Here is a 15,176-nt window from a genome sequence, read left to right on the forward strand (position 1 = left end):
TCACTGTCCGTGACCGCGGCGGGCCGTCCGGTCCGGCGCTCCGCAAACCCCGCGCCCGCAGCCACCGGCGCTACGGTGAAAATGGTCGAACACGGATTTTCTTCGCTTCACGGTGATAATTTCGACCAGCAGAAAGACCGTGGCTGTGGTGTGCGCGGCCAGCCCCGGCCGCCGCTGACCAGCCCGGCCGACAGTCAGCCGGCGTGCCGCGACACGATTTCGTCCCGCCGTCGTCGTCTCATGACGGCAGTCTCGAAGGGGGGCCCGGCGGATGTTCGAGGGATTCGAGGAGTTCGACATCGCGGCCTCCGGTGCGACGATCCACGGACGCCGCGGCGGCAGTGGACCCCCGGTGCTCCTCCTGCACGGCATCCCGGAAACGCACCTCATGTGGCATCGGGTGGCACCCCAGCTCGCCGAGCGCTACACCGTGATCGCCACCGACCTACGCGGTTACGGGGACAGCGGCAAGCCGCCGAGCGACGCCAGCCACGAGCCGTACAGCATGCGAGCGACCGCGCGCGACCAGTTCGAGGTGATGCGCAGTCTCGGCCACGACCGGTTCCGCGTCGTCGGCCACGACCGCGGCGCGCGCTGCGCCTACCGGCTCACCCTCGACGAACCGGACGCCGTTGCCCGGCTCGCCGTCATGGACGTCATCCCCGTCGCCGACGCGTGGGGCCGCGCCGACCGCAGGTTCAGCCTCGCCTACTGGGTCTGGTCGTTCCTGGCCGCCCCGGAACCCGTGCCGGAACAGTTCATCCGCGCCGCCCCGGAGGTGCTGGTCGACTTCATGCTCGACCAGTGGCCGGAGGTGAAGGACGCGTTCCCCGCCGAGGTACGCGCCGAGTACGTCGAGAAGTTCCGCGACCCGGCCACCGCCCACGCGATCTGCGAGGAGTTCCGCGCGGCCGCGACCGTGGACGTCGAACACGACGAGGCAGACCGCGGCCGGAGGAAGATCGCATGTCCCCTGCTCTTCCTGTGGAGCCAACGCGGCTCGGTCGCGAAGCTCTACGACGACCCGCTGGCGATCTGGCGGGAATGGGCCGACGACGTCCGCGGCGGCCCGGTGCCGGTCGGACACTTCATCCCCGAGGAGGCGCCGGAAGAGACCACACGCCAGTTACTGGACTTCCTGCGGTAGCAGCCGGACCGGGACGGCGGACGCGTGATGGGCGGATGGTGGCGTCCGAGCCGGCCCTTCGGCACGCACACCGCCGGCCAGGCCGGCGCCGGGTTCGGCACCTCGCGCGACCCGTCGCGCCTTGTCACGTTCAGCGACGCGGTCTTCGCCATCGCGGTCACCCTGCTCGTCCTGGAGATCCATCCCCCGGACGATTTCCACGCCCTCCTTCGCTCCCTGGGGGCGCTCTGGCCGTCCTACCTCGCGTACGTCATCACCTTCCTGCTGATCGGCCAGGTCTGGGTCAACCACCACGTGATGTTCGACCACATCCGGGTCGCCGACCGGATGGTGCTGTTCCTCAACACGCTGCTGCTGATGGACATCGCGTTCCTGCCGTTCGCCGCGTCGGTGCTGTCCGACGCCTTCCACGCCGGGGCCGGACAACGCACCGCGGTCGTGTTCTACGGCCTGACCCTGGAGCTGGCCGCCCTGCTGTTCAACCTCATCTGGCACCACGTCCGCCGAGGGCGGCACCTGCTCGGCGACACCATCGACGACGCCGGCGCGCGATCGGTCGGTCACCGCTTCCGGCTGGCGTTGCTCTGGATCGGCGCCGGAGCCGGCATCGGCGCGGTCGCGCCGGTCGCGGGGGTGGCCGTGATCGCGGCGTTCATCCCGTTCTACTGGCTGCCGGTCCGGGGTGAGATCACCCGATCCGATCGGAACGATGGCGCACCGTCACGATGACCCCCGGCTACACAGCCGCTTCATGGGCATAGAACACCTAACTCTCGGCGAGCAGGTTGCGTCGGGCTCGATGCGAGGTCAGACGGCCTGTTGAGGCGCCTCTGGGCTGGGTTCGGCAGGCACGGTTGCTGTACTTCGCTGCGTACTGCTGGCATTAGACCAGCCGCTTGAGGCGGACCTTCGGGGGGTCGTTTGCGCAGGTGGCCCTGCTTGTGCTGGCAGACCTGCTCGTCCCAGGCCTCTTGGTCGTAGTCCGTTGCACGCGAAGCGGGTGAACATCGGGGCGCCCATCCCGAGTTCCCTGCCGCCCTTCGGGTCCAGACCCCAGATCTACATAGGCCGGAGGCAAAACCCCAGCAGCGAGGGACCGGACTGCGGACCAGATGACCGAGCCCTTCCCCGCCCCGGAACCTAGTTCGGAGTCGACAGCCGCAGAGCCGCCTGGATGACCGTGGCGGCCGCGGCGCGCGCGTCGGCGGCGACCTGGGGGTCGTTGCAGGACGCGGCATACGCCGCCGCACCCTCGAAGATCACGGCGAGCTGCCGGGCCAGACCGTCCGGATCGGCGGCGCCGGCTTCGGCGGCGATGACGGCAAGGCGATCCCGGAAGGCACGCTTGTGCCGCTCGACCAGCCGGGCGACGTCGGGGAGTTCGCCCGCGGCCTCGACGACCGCGTTGTGGAACGGGCAACCGCGCTGGACAGCAGACGGGTCCGTTTCCAGCGGGTCGAAGATGGCGAGGAGCCGGCTAACGGGCGGCAAGTCGTCGCGGTCAAGCTGCCGCTCGGACGGGATCGGCGTGTCCTGGTAGCGGCCCAGGTAGGCCTCGACGAGGGCGTCCTTGGTCGGGAAGTGCTGGTAGAACGTGCGGGTCGAGACGTGAGCGGCGTCGGTGAGCGCCGCGATTCCGGTCGCGTGAATGCCCTGACGGTAGAACAGCCGACCGGCCGCCTGCATGATCCGCTCGCGCGCCCCGCGGCCCCCGCGTGACGTTGTCTGTGCGTCCACAGCTCAAAGTATAGCGATCGTTTTACATACCGGGCGATGGTTGCTAGCGTCAAAGTACAGCGATCGCTCTACCAAGACCTACCAGGAGAAACCCATGTCCGACGGCACCCTCGGGTACGACGTCTTCGTGTCCGACCCGTTCCCGCAGACCATCCCCGGGCTGCTACCCAACGGCGAGCCGCGCCTGTTTGCGCCGCTGTCCACCACGCTGATCCACGGCCGCGACGACGCCGTGCTCGTCGACCCGCCGCTGCTCACCGACCAGGCGAAGGCGGTCGGCGACTGGGTCGAGGCTCACGGCAAGCGACTCACCCACATCTTCATCACCCACGGCCACGGCGATCACTGGTTCACCGCCGACCTCCTGGCCAAGCGGTTCGGCGCCCAGGTCGTGGCCTCCGCCGACACGATCACTCAGATGCACGGCAGTGCGGCCGGCCGCGGGGCAGTGTGGGACAAGGCCTGGCCCGGGCAGATCCCGCCGTCCCCGGTCACGGCGGTCACCGTGCCCGGTAATAGGTTCACCCTCGAGGGGCGCGACCTCGTCATCGTCGAGGTCGGCCACAGCGACGGCGACGACACCACCGTCCTGCACGTGCCCGACCTCGACCTGGTAGTGGCCGGTGACGTCATCTACAACGGCGTCCACCAGTACCTCGGCCAATCGATGGGCGGCGGCCGCGACGCCTGGCGCCAGGCCATCGAGACCGTCAAGGCCCTGAACCCGCGCTGGATCGTCACGGGACACAAGGACAAGACCCTCGACGACGACGCCGCCCGCCTCCTCACCGAGACCCGCGAATACCTCGACGCCGCCGACGAACTCCTGCAGAAGCACGACACCGCTCTCAGCTTCTTCAACGCGATGCTCGAACGCTTCCCGAACCGCCATCTGGGAGCCCTCACCCTGTGGTCCAGCTCCCAAGCGCTCTACAACTCCCGCAAACACCCCGAAGACGCCCGCCGACACATGCTCGAAGGCTGGGTGTCGGTCTACCAGCCGTGAGCGCCCTATCAACCACAGCACCAACCCCGGGTTGATTTCTGCTTGTCGACAACGGAGAGCCGGTGGTGTGAGTCGTGCCCGTCCGGCGTCGCTCCAACGTCCACGACCCTGGCCTCTAAGACTGATCGACCATGACACGGCAACCCCGCGCCGTTGTATCAGCTAGAGGATATTGACTCACGCCATCCGGCCACCGATACCGCGCCATCCCGTATGCTGTCGCCCCGCCCTCCTGGGGAGCGGGCCGCCGCCCGGCCCGCCACGTCATCCATGAAGGAGCGGAGCCGGTCAAGGCTGGGGTTTTAACCTGCTGACGTTGATTTGCCTGTCATTCCGGCATGGGTTTCGGGCAGGCGTGTGTGCGGTGCCGGGGTCAACGGCTGGGCCGTAGGCCCACCCCGCGGGGGCGTGGCCTTGACGCCGGCGCCGTGCGCGCCATGCTCGTGATGCCGGAATGCGGCGTCGTGGTGTGGTCGCGTCACCAGGTTCCAACCAGATGTCGGAGGGGGCAGGCCGGGTTCGGCTGCCGGTCATCCATTCGCCCCGCGGGTGGGGGCATGGTGATGTGCGACCGTGACCGGACGGGGTCAATCAAGCGGGCGGCCTCGCCGTCGGCCGACGGGGGCCAGACGTGGCACGACCACGCGTCCGAACCTGTTCACGCCGCCGCCCGGGCCGGTGCGAGTGCACGGATGTGCCCGTCGCGCAGGCCGTAGTAGACGAGGGTGAGCAGCTTGCGGGCCACCGCGACGGTGGCGATGTTGCGTCCGCGTCGTTCGCCGATGCGAGCGCGGGTAGAGGTCAACCAGCCGGCGCTGTGCGGGATGCCGTGAGCGGCCTCGATCGCAGCCCGCCGGGATCACCGTCGACGACCTGGAGGAAGCGGTTCACGCCGCCGCTCGGCAGATCACCGTCACCACACCCGCGCATCCCGACCGACCGCAAGGTTGGCTGGTCGCCTGGGGCGAGCAGGTCGACGTCCGACGGATCAACACCGCTGGCGGTGAGCTGACCGACGGCAAGGTCGCGGCCCTACCTTGCCAAGTACGCCACCAAGGCCACCGAAGCCACCGGCACTGCTCCACTCGACTCACCGCCGCCACCATCGACGACTACGCCGACCCCGAAGGCGACCACCTCGCCCGCCTCATCGACGCCTGCTGGCGACGTGGCCGACCCACCCCACCGCCACCAGCAGTGGCGCCACAACCCCCGACGACCGTCAAGACAGCCTCGACGCGACATCCGACGCCTACGCTGGACTGCGCCGGTGGGCGCACATGCTCGGCTTCGGCGGCCACTTCCTCACCAAGGCCTGCCGCTACTCCGTCACCTTCGGCCTGCTCCACGACACCCACGCCATCTACCGCCGCGAAGAGGACGACGAACCGACAGACACGATCACCGTCGGCACCCTCACCTATATCGGGTCCGGCTGGCTCACCGAAGGTGATGCTTTGCTCGCCAACACCGCCGCTCGGCAGCGATGCGAGAGCAGACGCATCGGCCGGGAAGAACGCCCACGAAGCTTGGCTCGTCGGGGCCGCCGCACGACCCACGACCCCCGCCCCCGCTGGTACTCCCCCGCCGAGGTCGCCGCCCTGCTCGGCTTCGGCATCTCCAAGGTCAAGATGAAGATCGCCACCGGCGAGCTGCGCTCCATCAAGGACGGCAAGTACCGCCGCATCCGCCCCGAATGGATCGACGACTACGTCCGCGACCAGGTCCAACGCCATGAGGCCGCCTGATGCCTGGACGCACTACGTGCCAACGGCGAAGGCTCCATCTTTCCCTACCGCAACGGCTTCGCGGCCTACGTCTGGGTCACCAAGCCCGACGGGCGGCGCACCCGGAAGTACGTCTACGGCAAGACCCGCGAGGCCGTCCACGACAAGTGGATCAAACTGCACCAGCAGGCCAAGCAAGGGCCGGTGGCGACCATCGAGCCGCGCAACTTCCAGCGCTCCTGGCAACCAGCTGCGAAAAGACGGAGGTCACGCCGATCACCGTCCACGACGCCCGACGTACCTGCGCCACGCTGCTTGCCGCCCTGGACGTCCACCCGAGAGTCGCCATGCAGGTGCTCCGGCACGCAAGGTTCTCGGTAACGATGGAGATCTACACGCAGGTCTCATCCAAGGCGACGCGGGAAGCCCTCAAACGACTCGGCGATTCCCTCGGCCATTGAGCACCGCTGCTGTACTAGATTGCTGAACGACAGCAGAAAGCCACCTCCCGAACCCGGAAAGTGGCCTTTGACCTGCGTGGGCGATACTGAGATCGAACCAGTGACCTCTTCGGTGTAAAACAGGACGCTGCACCGACTCTGACCTGCGAAAAGAAGCAGCCGCAGCTCAGGGTGGGTGCAGTTAAGTTCCGTCCGGTGCGGTTGGGTGCCGTTCGGAGCCGTTCAGCGCACGCTGCTGCTCCCAATCTGCTCCCCCGATCCGGAACTGGCGGCGGGCTGCTGAGGTTGCCGGCAGGCCGGCGGCCCGAGCGCCAGCCTGCAATTGCGGACCGCGTGCCTATGGACTCCAGCGCTCGGCGGGTAGGCAGTCCGTGCCTCTCTTGCCGTAGACGGGGGTGCCGGATGAGTCGGCGTAGCAGGTGTCGAATTCGTCGGACGGACGAAACAGCAGGCGGCGGTCGATCTCAGTGCCGGTGGCGTCATAGCTGACCAGCTCAGCGTCCTCGTTGACGCTGGCGCCGCCGGTGAGCAGGCCGAACACGCCATCTTTCACCCGCGCCGCAGTCGTCTGCCCGTCGCCGTGTTCGAGCAGCAGCCGGTGCACCCGAGCGCTGACCCGGCCGGTCACGGCGACGTCACCGCCGTCGATTTCGGTCGACGTCAGGAGGAGTCGCTGGACCGGGCCGGGCAACCAGTCCCGTTGTGGCCAGTCGCGCTCCCCACTGACACTCCCACTGATCTCCTCACCCGGCGACATGGAGACATCGCAGGTGAGGTAACCCGTGTCCGTCATGAACAGCGCCACGGCACGGTGGTGCTGTTCGGCGGCCACGGCGAGCTGGTCCAACGACACCGGAAGCCGGTCAGTTTGTGCGTTCCACGACAGGCACTGCTCCATCGCCTGGCGAAGCGTCGGCGACAACTCGCCCGGACCCATCGCCAGGTGTTGCACATCGTCGCCGTTCGGTGCCACCGCCACGCCGGCCACCACCGCTGCGGCCGCCGCCAGGGTGGCAATCCCGAGTCGGACGGCCGTTCGGGGTCGCGGCCGGTGGATCGACGTCATCAGATCCGCCCGCATGCGCGCCGCCTTGCCAGGCGGCAGATCCCGCTCGACAGGCGGGTCGAGAACGTTTTTCATCGCACTTCCTCCTTGTTGTGGTCAGTGACCATCCGAGCCAGCCGGGCTCTCGCGCGACTCACGCGGGAACGGACGGCGCCTTCGCTGATTCCGAGGACTGTCGCCGCCTCGCCGTACGGCACACCGGACCACAGGCACAGAGCAACCGCTTCGCGCTCTGCCCGAGGTAGTCGACGGACCACCGCAAGGATCTTGGTCACCTGCCGCTCGTCATCGAGCCGCGCGGCCACGTCGCCGGCCGGGTCTTCGTCTGCCTCCCGCTGCGGCGGCAACCTCCGCAGGGCTGCCAACCACCGCCGGGCCGAACGCCACTCAGTACGAGCCGCGTTGGTGGCGACCACCAGCAGCCAAGGCAACGCCGATCTGTCAACCAGGCGCGCCTGTCCGCGCCTACGCCACGCGACCAGGAAGGTCGATTGCATAACGTCTTCCGCCACGGCCCACGAGCCGGTGAGCCGGAACGCGTGGTTGTACACCGCCCGGTGGTACCGGTCGAAGAGCCGGCCGAAGGCGATCTCGTCACCGGCCGCGACAGCCGAGCACAGATCTTGGTCAGACGGCTGTATCTCTGTCGTCACACCCCACTATCGCCGGCGGGAGCGAACATGTTGCAGATGCCTTCGATCACCGGGGGAGGCGGCTACGACGTCAGACGCGATCGTCGTCGTGGTGGTCGGGCAGAAAGTCGCCCTCGGCTGCGGCCATACCGGCAAAAGACCGTCACTATCGACGTCACCGACACCGCCCTCGTCATCGCCTACGACGACGGCCCCCGCACCGTCCGAGCCCAAGTGAACTATTGGCCGCCGCAACCCACCACGAGTCATCGCAGCGATACGTCCGCCAGGCCATCCGCCGCGACACCTTCACCAGCGTTCCCGGCCTCATTGGTGCCTTCCGCACCTTCATCGACGCCTACAACCAGCGCTGCCAGCCCTTCACCTGGACCAAGACCGCGGATCAGATCCTCACCAGGCACATCGTCAGCGCCATCAGCCGTCGTCGGCGCTGCGCGGGCGAGGTCTGGGTCGCTTGGGCCCTGTGTAGCGTGTCGCTGCGCGTGTTGGGACACTGCGCCGGTGACCGGTTCTGCACTGCCTCAACTGCTTCGGCCTCGTGCCCTGAGGCCCGGAGATCTCGTCGTTGTCGCATCGCTGTCCGGGCCGCTCCATGCCGCTTACGAGCCCGACCTCGAGCAGGCGGTAGTCGTGCTCGAGCGGATGGGATTTCGCGTGCGTCGGGCACCGCTACTCGAAGCAGGGCGCCATCATTGGTGGAGCGCGGCTACGCCGGCGGAGATCGCCCGGGATTTCAATGCTCTTCTGCGTGATCCTGAGGTGCGCGCCATCATCGCGCATGACGGCGGCCAGACGGCGCTCGGCTACCTCGACCTGATCGACGTTGAGGCGATCGCTGCCGACCCCAAGCCGATCCTCGGCTACAGCGACATCTCGCTGCTGCATCTGGTGATCTATGCACGGACGGGTCTCGTCGGGTTCCATGCCGACTTGGCCACGCCTGGACTCGGCGGGGCATGGCAGGTTGCGCCCGCAGCGCGCCGAGCGGAACTTGAAAAGCTCTACTCGACGTTGCTGACCGGTACGGAGGCGATCGGTGCGCTGCCTGCCACCCCGTCGTGGGAGTGCTGGCGCGCCGGTCGCGCCGAAGGCCGGCTGATCGGCGGAGTGATCAATCGCATTGTTCTGGCGCAGGCGACGCCTTACGCGCTGCCGCTCGAGTGGTTCGACGGTGCGGTGCTGTTCTGGGAGGAGATGGGCGGCCAAGCGTCGTACGTGTGGAGCTATCTGCAGGTGCTGCGGCACTGCGGCATCCTCGATCGGATCTCCGGCATGGTTGTGGGCGTCCCATACGAGATCGAAGGGCTCGAAGCGCCCGACGCGTCCCCGACCCTGCGCGAGATAGTCCTCGACGTCCTCGGCGATCGTGACATCCCGGTCCTGGGCAACGTCGAGTTCGGACACGCCGGTCCGAACCTGCCGATGCCGGTCGGCATCCGCGTCGACCTCGATGCGCAGCAACGGACGTTGTCGCTGCTCGAACCGACGGTACGGCCTCACGCGACAACAGGACCGGTCGGCTGAGCAACGCGGATCAGTGGGCTCACGGTATCGGCAGCACCCGGGGGCCGACTCAGGCTTTGGTGACATCGCCGCAGCCGAGCATGGACTCGCGTGCACACAGCCATCGCCAGGTGCACTTGGGCCTGACCCGCTTTGACGGACATCCGAGATCAGGAACCCGTGGGCTCCGGGAGGATGTCCAGCATCATGGAGAGCGTGGGGAAGAAGCGATCGAGGCCTCGGCGGGCGTTCACGCCGGAGTTCAAGGCCGAGATCGTCGAGTTGTGTCAACGTGATGACCGCACCGTCGGGCAGGTGGCCAGGGATTTCGACTTGACCGAGACTGCGGTTCGGCAATGGGTCAAGCAGGCCGAGTTGGATGCCGGCACCCGTGATGACGGGCTGACCTCGGATGAGCGGGCGGAGCTTGCCCGGTTGCGGCAGGAGAACCGCCGGCTTCAGCAGGACGTCGACATCCTGAAGCGGGCGACGGCTTTCTTCGCGAGGGAGACCCGGTGAACGTGTATCCGTTCATCGAGGCGGAGCAGGCCGGCAGGCGCAGCGTCAAACGTGCGTGTGAGCTGTTGAAGGTATCCCGGTCCGCCTACTACGCCCGCAATGAGCGCAGCACCCGCGAGTTGGTCGACGAGCAGCTCACCGTCAAGATCCGCGAAGTGCACGCGGCGTCGAACGGCACCTATGGAGCACCGCGGATCCACGCTGAGCTTGTCGACGCAGGCCTGCGACATGGCCATAAACGCATCGCCCGCCGGATGCGGGCCGCCGGGATCCGCGGCAAGAGCCCACGCCGATGGCAGGTCACGGCGACCGTTTCGGTGTGAACTGGCGGCAGTGAGGCCCGGTTCGGCCGCGTTGGAGGTCAGACGGCTGGCTCGGGCCGGTCGAGGCGTTCCTGGTGCCAGGGTTGCTTCCCTTCTCTAGCGATCCCATGGCGTCGACGGGTATCTCGAACTCCCTGCCGCACGGGCGTTGTCCTCGCCCCTCCCTGCCCTACTTGCCGGTTCCCGACTGGCCGGACCGGGCACGTTTACGCCTGAACGGAGCTGGTACTCGACAGGTGCTGCACCTGGTCTGAGGGCGGGCCGTTCGAGCGTTCGGATATCGGCCGTCGTCGCCCGCCACCGGCTCGACGAAAACGCACACATGCAGTTCATTGGGAAGGGAACCGCCATGAATGGCCGACCGAACGTTGTTCTCGTCCACGGCGCGTGGGCCGACGGCTCCTCCTGGCGCGATGTTGTCGAGCGCCTACAGGCCGACGGCTACCACGTCACGGCCCCGCAGTTTCCCCTGACCTCGACGGCCGATAACGTCGCCCGGCTACGCCAGGTGCTGAACATGCAGGACGGCCCGACGATCGTGGCCGGACACTCCTACGGCGGACACATCATGAGCGCCCTCGGCAACGACGCCCCCAACGTGATCGGCCTGGTATACGTCGCGGCCCATGCACTGGACCAAGGAGAATCACTCGACGCCCTGCTCTCGCAGGAACCGCCACCGCCGGCGCTGGCGCACCTATACACCGACGAGCAGGGCTTCGTCTGGCAGTCACAGGACGATTACGTCCACCACTTCGCCGCCGCCATCGATTCGGTCCGAGCCAAGAGCATGTACGCCGCGCAACAGCCGATTGCCGGCGCGGCCCTCGCGGAACCGATGGGCGTCCCTGCCTGGAGATCGCTACCGTCCTGGTACCTGATCGCCACCCGGGATGAGGCGCTCCCGCCGGACGCGCAGCGCACGTTCGCCGGCCGCATGGGCGCGACCACTACTGAAGTTCCCGCGAGCCACGTCGCGATCCTCTCCCACCCCGACGAGGTGGCACAACTCATCCAGACGGCAGCCGAAACCAGAACGGCAATGCCTGCGGGCAAAGCAACCGGATGATCGTTCCCGCCCGCATGGCAGGAGCCCGCTGGACGGCCTTTCGGGTTTCGAACAACCTTCGCAGGGGATGCCGTCGCCGTCCGATCCCAACAGCTTCATGACGGGAGGGTAGTTATGGCCTTGGCCAACCCGGCACCTGACTATTTTAAGCCCGAGGACGGCATGTTCCTCGCAACGTTGCTTATCGTCCGTGGCACGGCGCGGTCGCGGGAGTACTACGAGCGGGTGTTCGGGGCGACCTGCGTCCACGAGAGCAACCCGTTGCTCATGAAGTTCTTCAACAGCTACATCATCATCAACGTCGAGGGCGGGCCGACGGACGACAAGCCAACCGTGCAGGCCAAGGCACCGGCCGACTCCAATACCCTGAGCTGTGCGATGAATGTTCGGGTCAGGGACATACGGAAGCTCTACTCGGAGTGGAAGGCCCGCGGTGCAGAATTCCTGACCGAGCCGAAGGACCACGGAACGGAGATCCGCTGTTACGTGCGCGACCCCGACGGCTATCTGATCGAAGTTGGACAAGGTCTTTGACCATCGGCTGAGGAACCACCGTAGGAAGTCCAGCAATTGCCGCGCGGTTTCCTCGGGAGCTTCCTCGGGAATGAAATGCCCGACCGGTACCGGGGCACCGCGAACGTCGTCGCACCATTCACGCCATATCGCGAGTGGATCACTGTAGAGTTGCGCGACCGAACCTTCCCGGCTCCACAGGAAAAGCGTTGGGCAGGCGATTTTTTATTGCTCCCGCGATCCGCCTCGTCGTGCTGGTAGTCCACTGTCGCGGCTGCCCGGAACTCTTCACAGATCGCATGGGCGGTATCCGGGTTGCTGAACTGCGCGATCTACCTCTCGCGAACCTCGGCCGGAAACGCGTCCTTCACTTTCGGCCACGTATCGAGCATGAAATTGACGAGCACGGCCGGAGCCGCGCCGATGAACTGCTCCGGTAGCGGGTGGGGCGAAGCCAGGAAAGACCAGACCCAGTAAGCGAGGCTGAACTTCCTCTCAGCGCGGCTCCATGCATCACCAATGGGAATGACGTCCATGACGGCCAACCGGACGACAGCGTCAGGCCCATCAAGCGCGAGCCGGTAGGCACAACGCGCCCCGCGGTCATGACCCGACGGCCCCGAACCGGTCGAACCCCAGGCTCCGCATCAGCTCCAGCTGATCCCTCGCGATCGCCCACATGCTATATGGCTCATGGTCGGCACTACTCGGCCGCTTACCGCTGTCGCCCCAGCCACGCAGGTCAGTCGCGATCACGGTGTACTGCTCGGCGAGGTGAGGTGCCACCCGGTGCCACATGATGTGCGTTTCCGGATGCCGTGCAGCAGGAGCAAGGGCGGTCCGCTCCCCCCGCGACGTCCGTGTATCGTCGCACCCGACGTTGGAATATCGAATTCCTCGAATCCGTCGAACACGAGCAACTCCTTTTGAGGCTTCAGAACCGTCTCGTCTCACATGGCGACCGGGAAGGCAACAACCGCAACGGATTCTCCTGGCAGCGACCCGAGACGGCACACAGAGTCGAACAGCCGGATACGCTCCAGTCGCCGCGGGAGAACTTTGCCTCCCACCCTCGTGACTCGACCGTATCAACACGGAGCGGGGCGGACCGGGCGGTTCGCCCACCGCTGCCCGCACGGGCGCAGGTCGGACATGCTGCGTGGCCGCTTACGAGCTTCGGGAGTCGCGCTGCAAGGGGCTGACGCGCCTGCGGGCACTCCTGCCGCGCTGGTCGCTTGCGGTGAACATTCGTGCGGGGTCGTAGGGGGCAACTCATGTCCGGACCCGGCACTGCCAGCATGCCGCTGGCCTGGACGGCGGACGGCCGGCGGCTCGACGACCTGGCGACCCTGTCCGGAGACCGAGCGGCCAGTCAGCGGCGGCGTTTCCGAAAAGGAGGGCACAGGGGTGCGTCTTGTGTACGTTAGCAGGGTAATCAGGTGTTTCCTCATTTGGATACCGCAACGGCAACATCAGCCCGGTCTGCTTCCTTCGCCAGCGTGGCACGCAGGCTGCGGCGAAGAGGCATGACGCCGGCGAGACGTTAGCGAGCGAATCTTGCAGCATCGCCCGCTCGGCCCGCCTGAACGGCATCGCACGGTCAGTGCACGACGAAGGAGAGTCGCGTGCCCGCCATCCGCCACCGCACGATCGAGGTCGAAGGGCTCAACGTTTTCGTCCGCGAGGCCGGCGATCCGGGCAAGCCCACGATCGTGCTGCTACCCGGCTACCCATCCAGCACACGGGCCTACGTCCGGCTGATCGACCGGCTCGCCAACGACTGGCACGCCGTGGCCGTCGACTACCCCGGCTTCGGCCGCTCCGACCCGCTGCCGGGCTCCCCAACCTTTGACAAGCTGGCCGAACTGACCGGCAAGACCATTGATGCCCTCGGCATCGGCGACTACGCCGTTTACATGTTTGACTTCGGCGCTCCGGTCGGGTTCCGCATCGCGCTGAGGCACGACCAGCGGGTCAAGGCGGTCATCACCCAGAACGGCAACGCCTACACCGACGGCCTCGGCCCCGGGGTCAAGCCGCTGAGCCAGTGGTGGGCCGACAAAAAGGCCGGCCAAGCGAAGATCGACCAGTTCGTCAGCCTGGCGGGCACCCAGATGCAATGGCAAGCCGGCGCCCGCGACCCGGAGCAGGTCGACCCCGATCACGCCTTGGCCGACCAAATGGTGCTCGACCTGCCCGGCCGCGCCGACTACATGCAAGCCCTCCTGTGGGACTACCAAAACAACCCACCCCACTACCCTGACTGGCAAGCATGGCTGCGCGCACGCCAGCCCGAACTGCTGGCCGTCTGGGGCAAGAACGACCCATTCTTCATCCCCGCAGGCGCCAAGGCATACCAGACCGACGTGCCGTCCGCCGAGGTGATCTTGCTCGACACCGGCCACTACGCGATCGAGGAGGAGGCCGATCAAATCGCCGCCTGCACCAGTACGGCAATGCGCAAGGCCTTCGCCTGATCTCACCCACTCGCCCGCCAACAGCTGGGAATTCGTCACGGGACTTCCCGGACACCGCCAGGCGTTCAGCAGCCTGGCCGAAGCGCAGGCTGCGGTGCGTGCCTACCTGCTGCACTACACCGACCGGCCCCAGCGGGCCCTTGATGCGAAACGCCGGTCACCCTGGATCGAGGTGGCGAAGGCCTGCTTCAGGCGGTGGTAGGGCAGGCTGGCACACAGCTCGAACGCCCGATCGGTGAACTCCCGCAGCAGTTCCCGGGTCCGTCCTTCCCTCAGAGTGGAGGCGCCGAACAGGGTGGTCCATGCCGGTGCGCCGGGCTCGGACTCGAGGGTGCGGTTGACGGTGAGTTCGTCGGGGCGTCCAGCGCCCAAGCCTGCCAGGCGGCGACAAGTCCTTGAGCGCGACGCCCGACCAGCGCGCCTCGATGCGGTTGGCCAGCGACGCCGGGACCGTGTCGAACCCCAGTGACGTGACCAGACCGAACTGGCCGCCGCCCGCGCCGCGCAGGGCCTAAACAAGTCCGGTTGCCAGTCGTGGTGGAAGTCCACGACGGTTCCGTCAGCGAGTACGACCTGTGCGCCGACGAGGCGATCGCAGGTCAGGCCGTGCTTGCGACCGAGCAGGTCGATCCCGCCGCCAAGGGTGGGGCCGGCGATGCCGACGGTGAGACCGCACCTGGCGGGCAGCGTCGAGCTGCGGGCATGCAGCGCTGCGTATACGTGTCGTGGGCGGGCACCGGTGCCGACGTCCATTGCAAGGGCAGGCACGAGTCCGAAGCTATGCGCGGTGTGACCACGAGTCTTGAACGACGGCAGAAGCGGATTGGCCAGCGGCTGCGTATACGCAACAACACCTGACCGCGGGCAGGGACGAGATCCCCTTCCGATCGCCGGCCGTCTTGAGCTGGTCGGTCCGCTGACCGGTCCGGAGAGCGAGGTCATCCCGCCGCACCCCACCATCGTGGGCCCGCGGTT

16 protein-coding genes and 5 pseudogenes are annotated in these 15,176 nt (G+C 67.2%); 15 read left to right on the forward strand and 6 right to left on the reverse strand.

Annotated features, from left to right (window positions below):
* Nucleotides 1-271 precede the first annotated feature (271 nt).
* Together O7603_RS08200 and O7603_RS08205 are read left to right on the forward strand one after the other, a co-directional pair.
* Nucleotides 272-1,147 carry an alpha/beta hydrolase gene (locus O7603_RS08200; protein WP_281575084.1) on the forward strand — a complete coding sequence of 292 codons (876 nt, stop codon included), beginning with the start codon at nt 272-274 and terminating at the stop codon, nt 1,145-1,147.
* 27 nt (nt 1,148-1,174) lie between these two features.
* Entirely contained in the window at nt 1,175-1,876 is a 702-nt protein-coding gene (locus O7603_RS08205; protein WP_281575085.1) for a TMEM175 family protein, read from the forward strand.
* A 411-nt stretch (nt 1,877-2,287) separates the two neighbouring features.
* Here O7603_RS08205 and O7603_RS08210 read toward each other — a convergent pair whose 3' ends face one another.
* Nucleotides 2,288-2,884, reverse strand: coding sequence for a TetR/AcrR family transcriptional regulator (locus O7603_RS08210; RefSeq protein ID WP_281575086.1), 597 nt, complete (start codon nt 2,882-2,884; stop codon nt 2,288-2,290).
* A gap of 94 nt (nt 2,885-2,978) precedes the next feature.
* Here O7603_RS08210 and O7603_RS08215 point away from each other — a divergent pair, with 94 nt between their 5' ends.
* A complete protein-coding gene (locus tag O7603_RS08215; RefSeq protein ID WP_281575087.1) occupies nt 2,979-3,890 on the forward strand; it encodes an MBL fold metallo-hydrolase in 912 nt (303 codons plus the stop codon).
* Between the two features lie 658 nt (nt 3,891-4,548).
* Here the strand turns inward: O7603_RS08215 and O7603_RS08220 are convergent.
* A complete protein-coding gene (locus O7603_RS08220; protein ID WP_281575088.1) occupies nt 4,549-4,695 on the reverse strand; it encodes a hypothetical protein in 147 nt (48 codons plus the stop codon).
* Between the two features lie 68 nt (nt 4,696-4,763).
* Here O7603_RS08220 and O7603_RS33025 point away from each other — a divergent pair.
* From O7603_RS33025 to O7603_RS08235, 4 genes and pseudogenes are all read left to right on the forward strand, one after another.
* Nucleotides 4,764-4,928: pseudogene (locus O7603_RS33025) on the forward strand (replication initiator); the annotation flags it as partial.
* Nucleotides 4,928-5,308 (forward strand): annotated as a pseudogene (locus O7603_RS33030) (replication initiator); the annotation flags it as partial. The pseudogenes O7603_RS33025 and O7603_RS33030, both read left to right, overlap by 1 nt.
* 111 nt (nt 5,309-5,419) lie before the next feature.
* Complete coding sequence (locus tag O7603_RS33035) at nt 5,420-5,638, forward strand: excisionase family DNA-binding protein (RefSeq protein ID WP_348651072.1); 219 nt, start codon at nt 5,420-5,422, stop codon at nt 5,636-5,638.
* A gap of 3 nt (nt 5,639-5,641) precedes the next feature.
* A pseudogene (locus O7603_RS08235) lies at nt 5,642-6,078 on the forward strand (tyrosine-type recombinase/integrase).
* A 337-nt stretch (nt 6,079-6,415) separates the two neighbouring features.
* Here O7603_RS08235 and O7603_RS08240 read toward each other — a convergent pair.
* Nucleotides 6,416-7,219 carry a hypothetical protein gene (locus tag O7603_RS08240; RefSeq protein WP_281575090.1) on the reverse strand — a complete coding sequence of 268 codons (804 nt, stop codon included), beginning with the start codon at nt 7,217-7,219 and terminating at the stop codon, nt 6,416-6,418.
* Nucleotides 7,216-7,797: an RNA polymerase sigma factor gene (locus O7603_RS08245; RefSeq protein ID WP_281575091.1), complete on the reverse strand. Its 582-nt coding sequence runs from the start codon at nt 7,795-7,797 to the stop codon at nt 7,216-7,218. The genes O7603_RS08240 and O7603_RS08245 overlap by 4 nt, the downstream gene beginning before the upstream one ends.
* Nucleotides 7,798-8,060: 263 nt before the next feature.
* Here O7603_RS08245 and O7603_RS08250 point away from each other — a divergent pair.
* The 6 genes and pseudogenes from O7603_RS08250 to O7603_RS08275 all read left to right on the forward strand — a co-directional run.
* Nucleotides 8,061-8,189, forward strand: a pseudogene (locus O7603_RS08250) (IS630 family transposase); the annotation flags it as partial.
* A 109-nt stretch (nt 8,190-8,298) separates the two neighbouring features.
* A complete protein-coding gene (locus O7603_RS08255; RefSeq protein ID WP_281575092.1) occupies nt 8,299-9,321 on the forward strand; it encodes a S66 peptidase family protein in 1,023 nt (340 codons plus the stop codon).
* A gap of 186 nt (nt 9,322-9,507) precedes the next feature.
* Nucleotides 9,508-9,798: pseudogene (locus tag O7603_RS08260) on the forward strand (transposase); the annotation flags it as partial.
* Nucleotides 9,799-9,815: 17 nt separating this feature from the next.
* Entirely contained in the window at nt 9,816-10,142 is a 327-nt protein-coding gene (locus O7603_RS08265; protein ID WP_281575093.1) for an IS3 family transposase, read from the forward strand.
* Nucleotides 10,143-10,464: 322 nt separating this feature from the next.
* On the forward strand, nt 10,465-11,211 hold the full coding sequence (locus O7603_RS08270) for an alpha/beta hydrolase (RefSeq protein ID WP_281575094.1): 747 nt from the start codon (nt 10,465-10,467) through the stop codon (nt 11,209-11,211).
* Nucleotides 11,212-11,325: 114 nt separating this feature from the next.
* Nucleotides 11,326-11,745, forward strand: coding sequence for a VOC family protein (locus tag O7603_RS08275; protein WP_281575095.1), 420 nt, complete (start codon nt 11,326-11,328; stop codon nt 11,743-11,745).
* 311 nt (nt 11,746-12,056) lie between these two features.
* On the opposite strand, the gene O7603_RS08280 is transcribed toward O7603_RS08275, so the two are convergent.
* Nucleotides 12,057-12,260 (reverse strand): hypothetical protein, encoded by a 204-nt coding sequence (locus O7603_RS08280; RefSeq protein WP_281575096.1) that lies wholly within the window; start codon nt 12,258-12,260, stop codon nt 12,057-12,059.
* 1,089 nt (nt 12,261-13,349) lie between these two features.
* On the opposite strand from O7603_RS08280, the gene O7603_RS08285 reads away from it, so the two are divergent.
* The gene (locus O7603_RS08285) at nt 13,350-14,201 is read left to right on the forward strand and encodes an alpha/beta hydrolase (RefSeq protein ID WP_281575097.1); all 852 of its coding nucleotides are present in this window, start codon (nt 13,350-13,352) and stop codon (nt 14,199-14,201) included.
* A 114-nt stretch (nt 14,202-14,315) separates the two neighbouring features.
* Here the strand turns inward: O7603_RS08285 and O7603_RS08290 are convergent, their stop codons facing one another.
* On the reverse strand, nt 14,316-14,573 hold the full coding sequence (locus O7603_RS08290; RefSeq protein ID WP_281575098.1) for a hypothetical protein: 258 nt from the start codon (nt 14,571-14,573) through the stop codon (nt 14,316-14,318).
* Between the two features lie 162 nt (nt 14,574-14,735).
* Here O7603_RS08290 and O7603_RS08295 point away from each other — a divergent pair, with 162 nt between their 5' ends.
* Nucleotides 14,736-15,059, forward strand: a complete 324-nt coding sequence (locus O7603_RS08295; RefSeq protein ID WP_281575099.1) for a hypothetical protein — start codon at nt 14,736-14,738, stop codon at nt 15,057-15,059.
* Nucleotides 15,060-15,176: the final 117 nt, after the last annotated feature.

It is taken from the genome of Micromonospora sp. WMMD812, from assembly GCF_027497215.1.
Lineage (GTDB): Bacteria > Actinomycetota > Actinomycetes > Mycobacteriales > Micromonosporaceae > Micromonospora.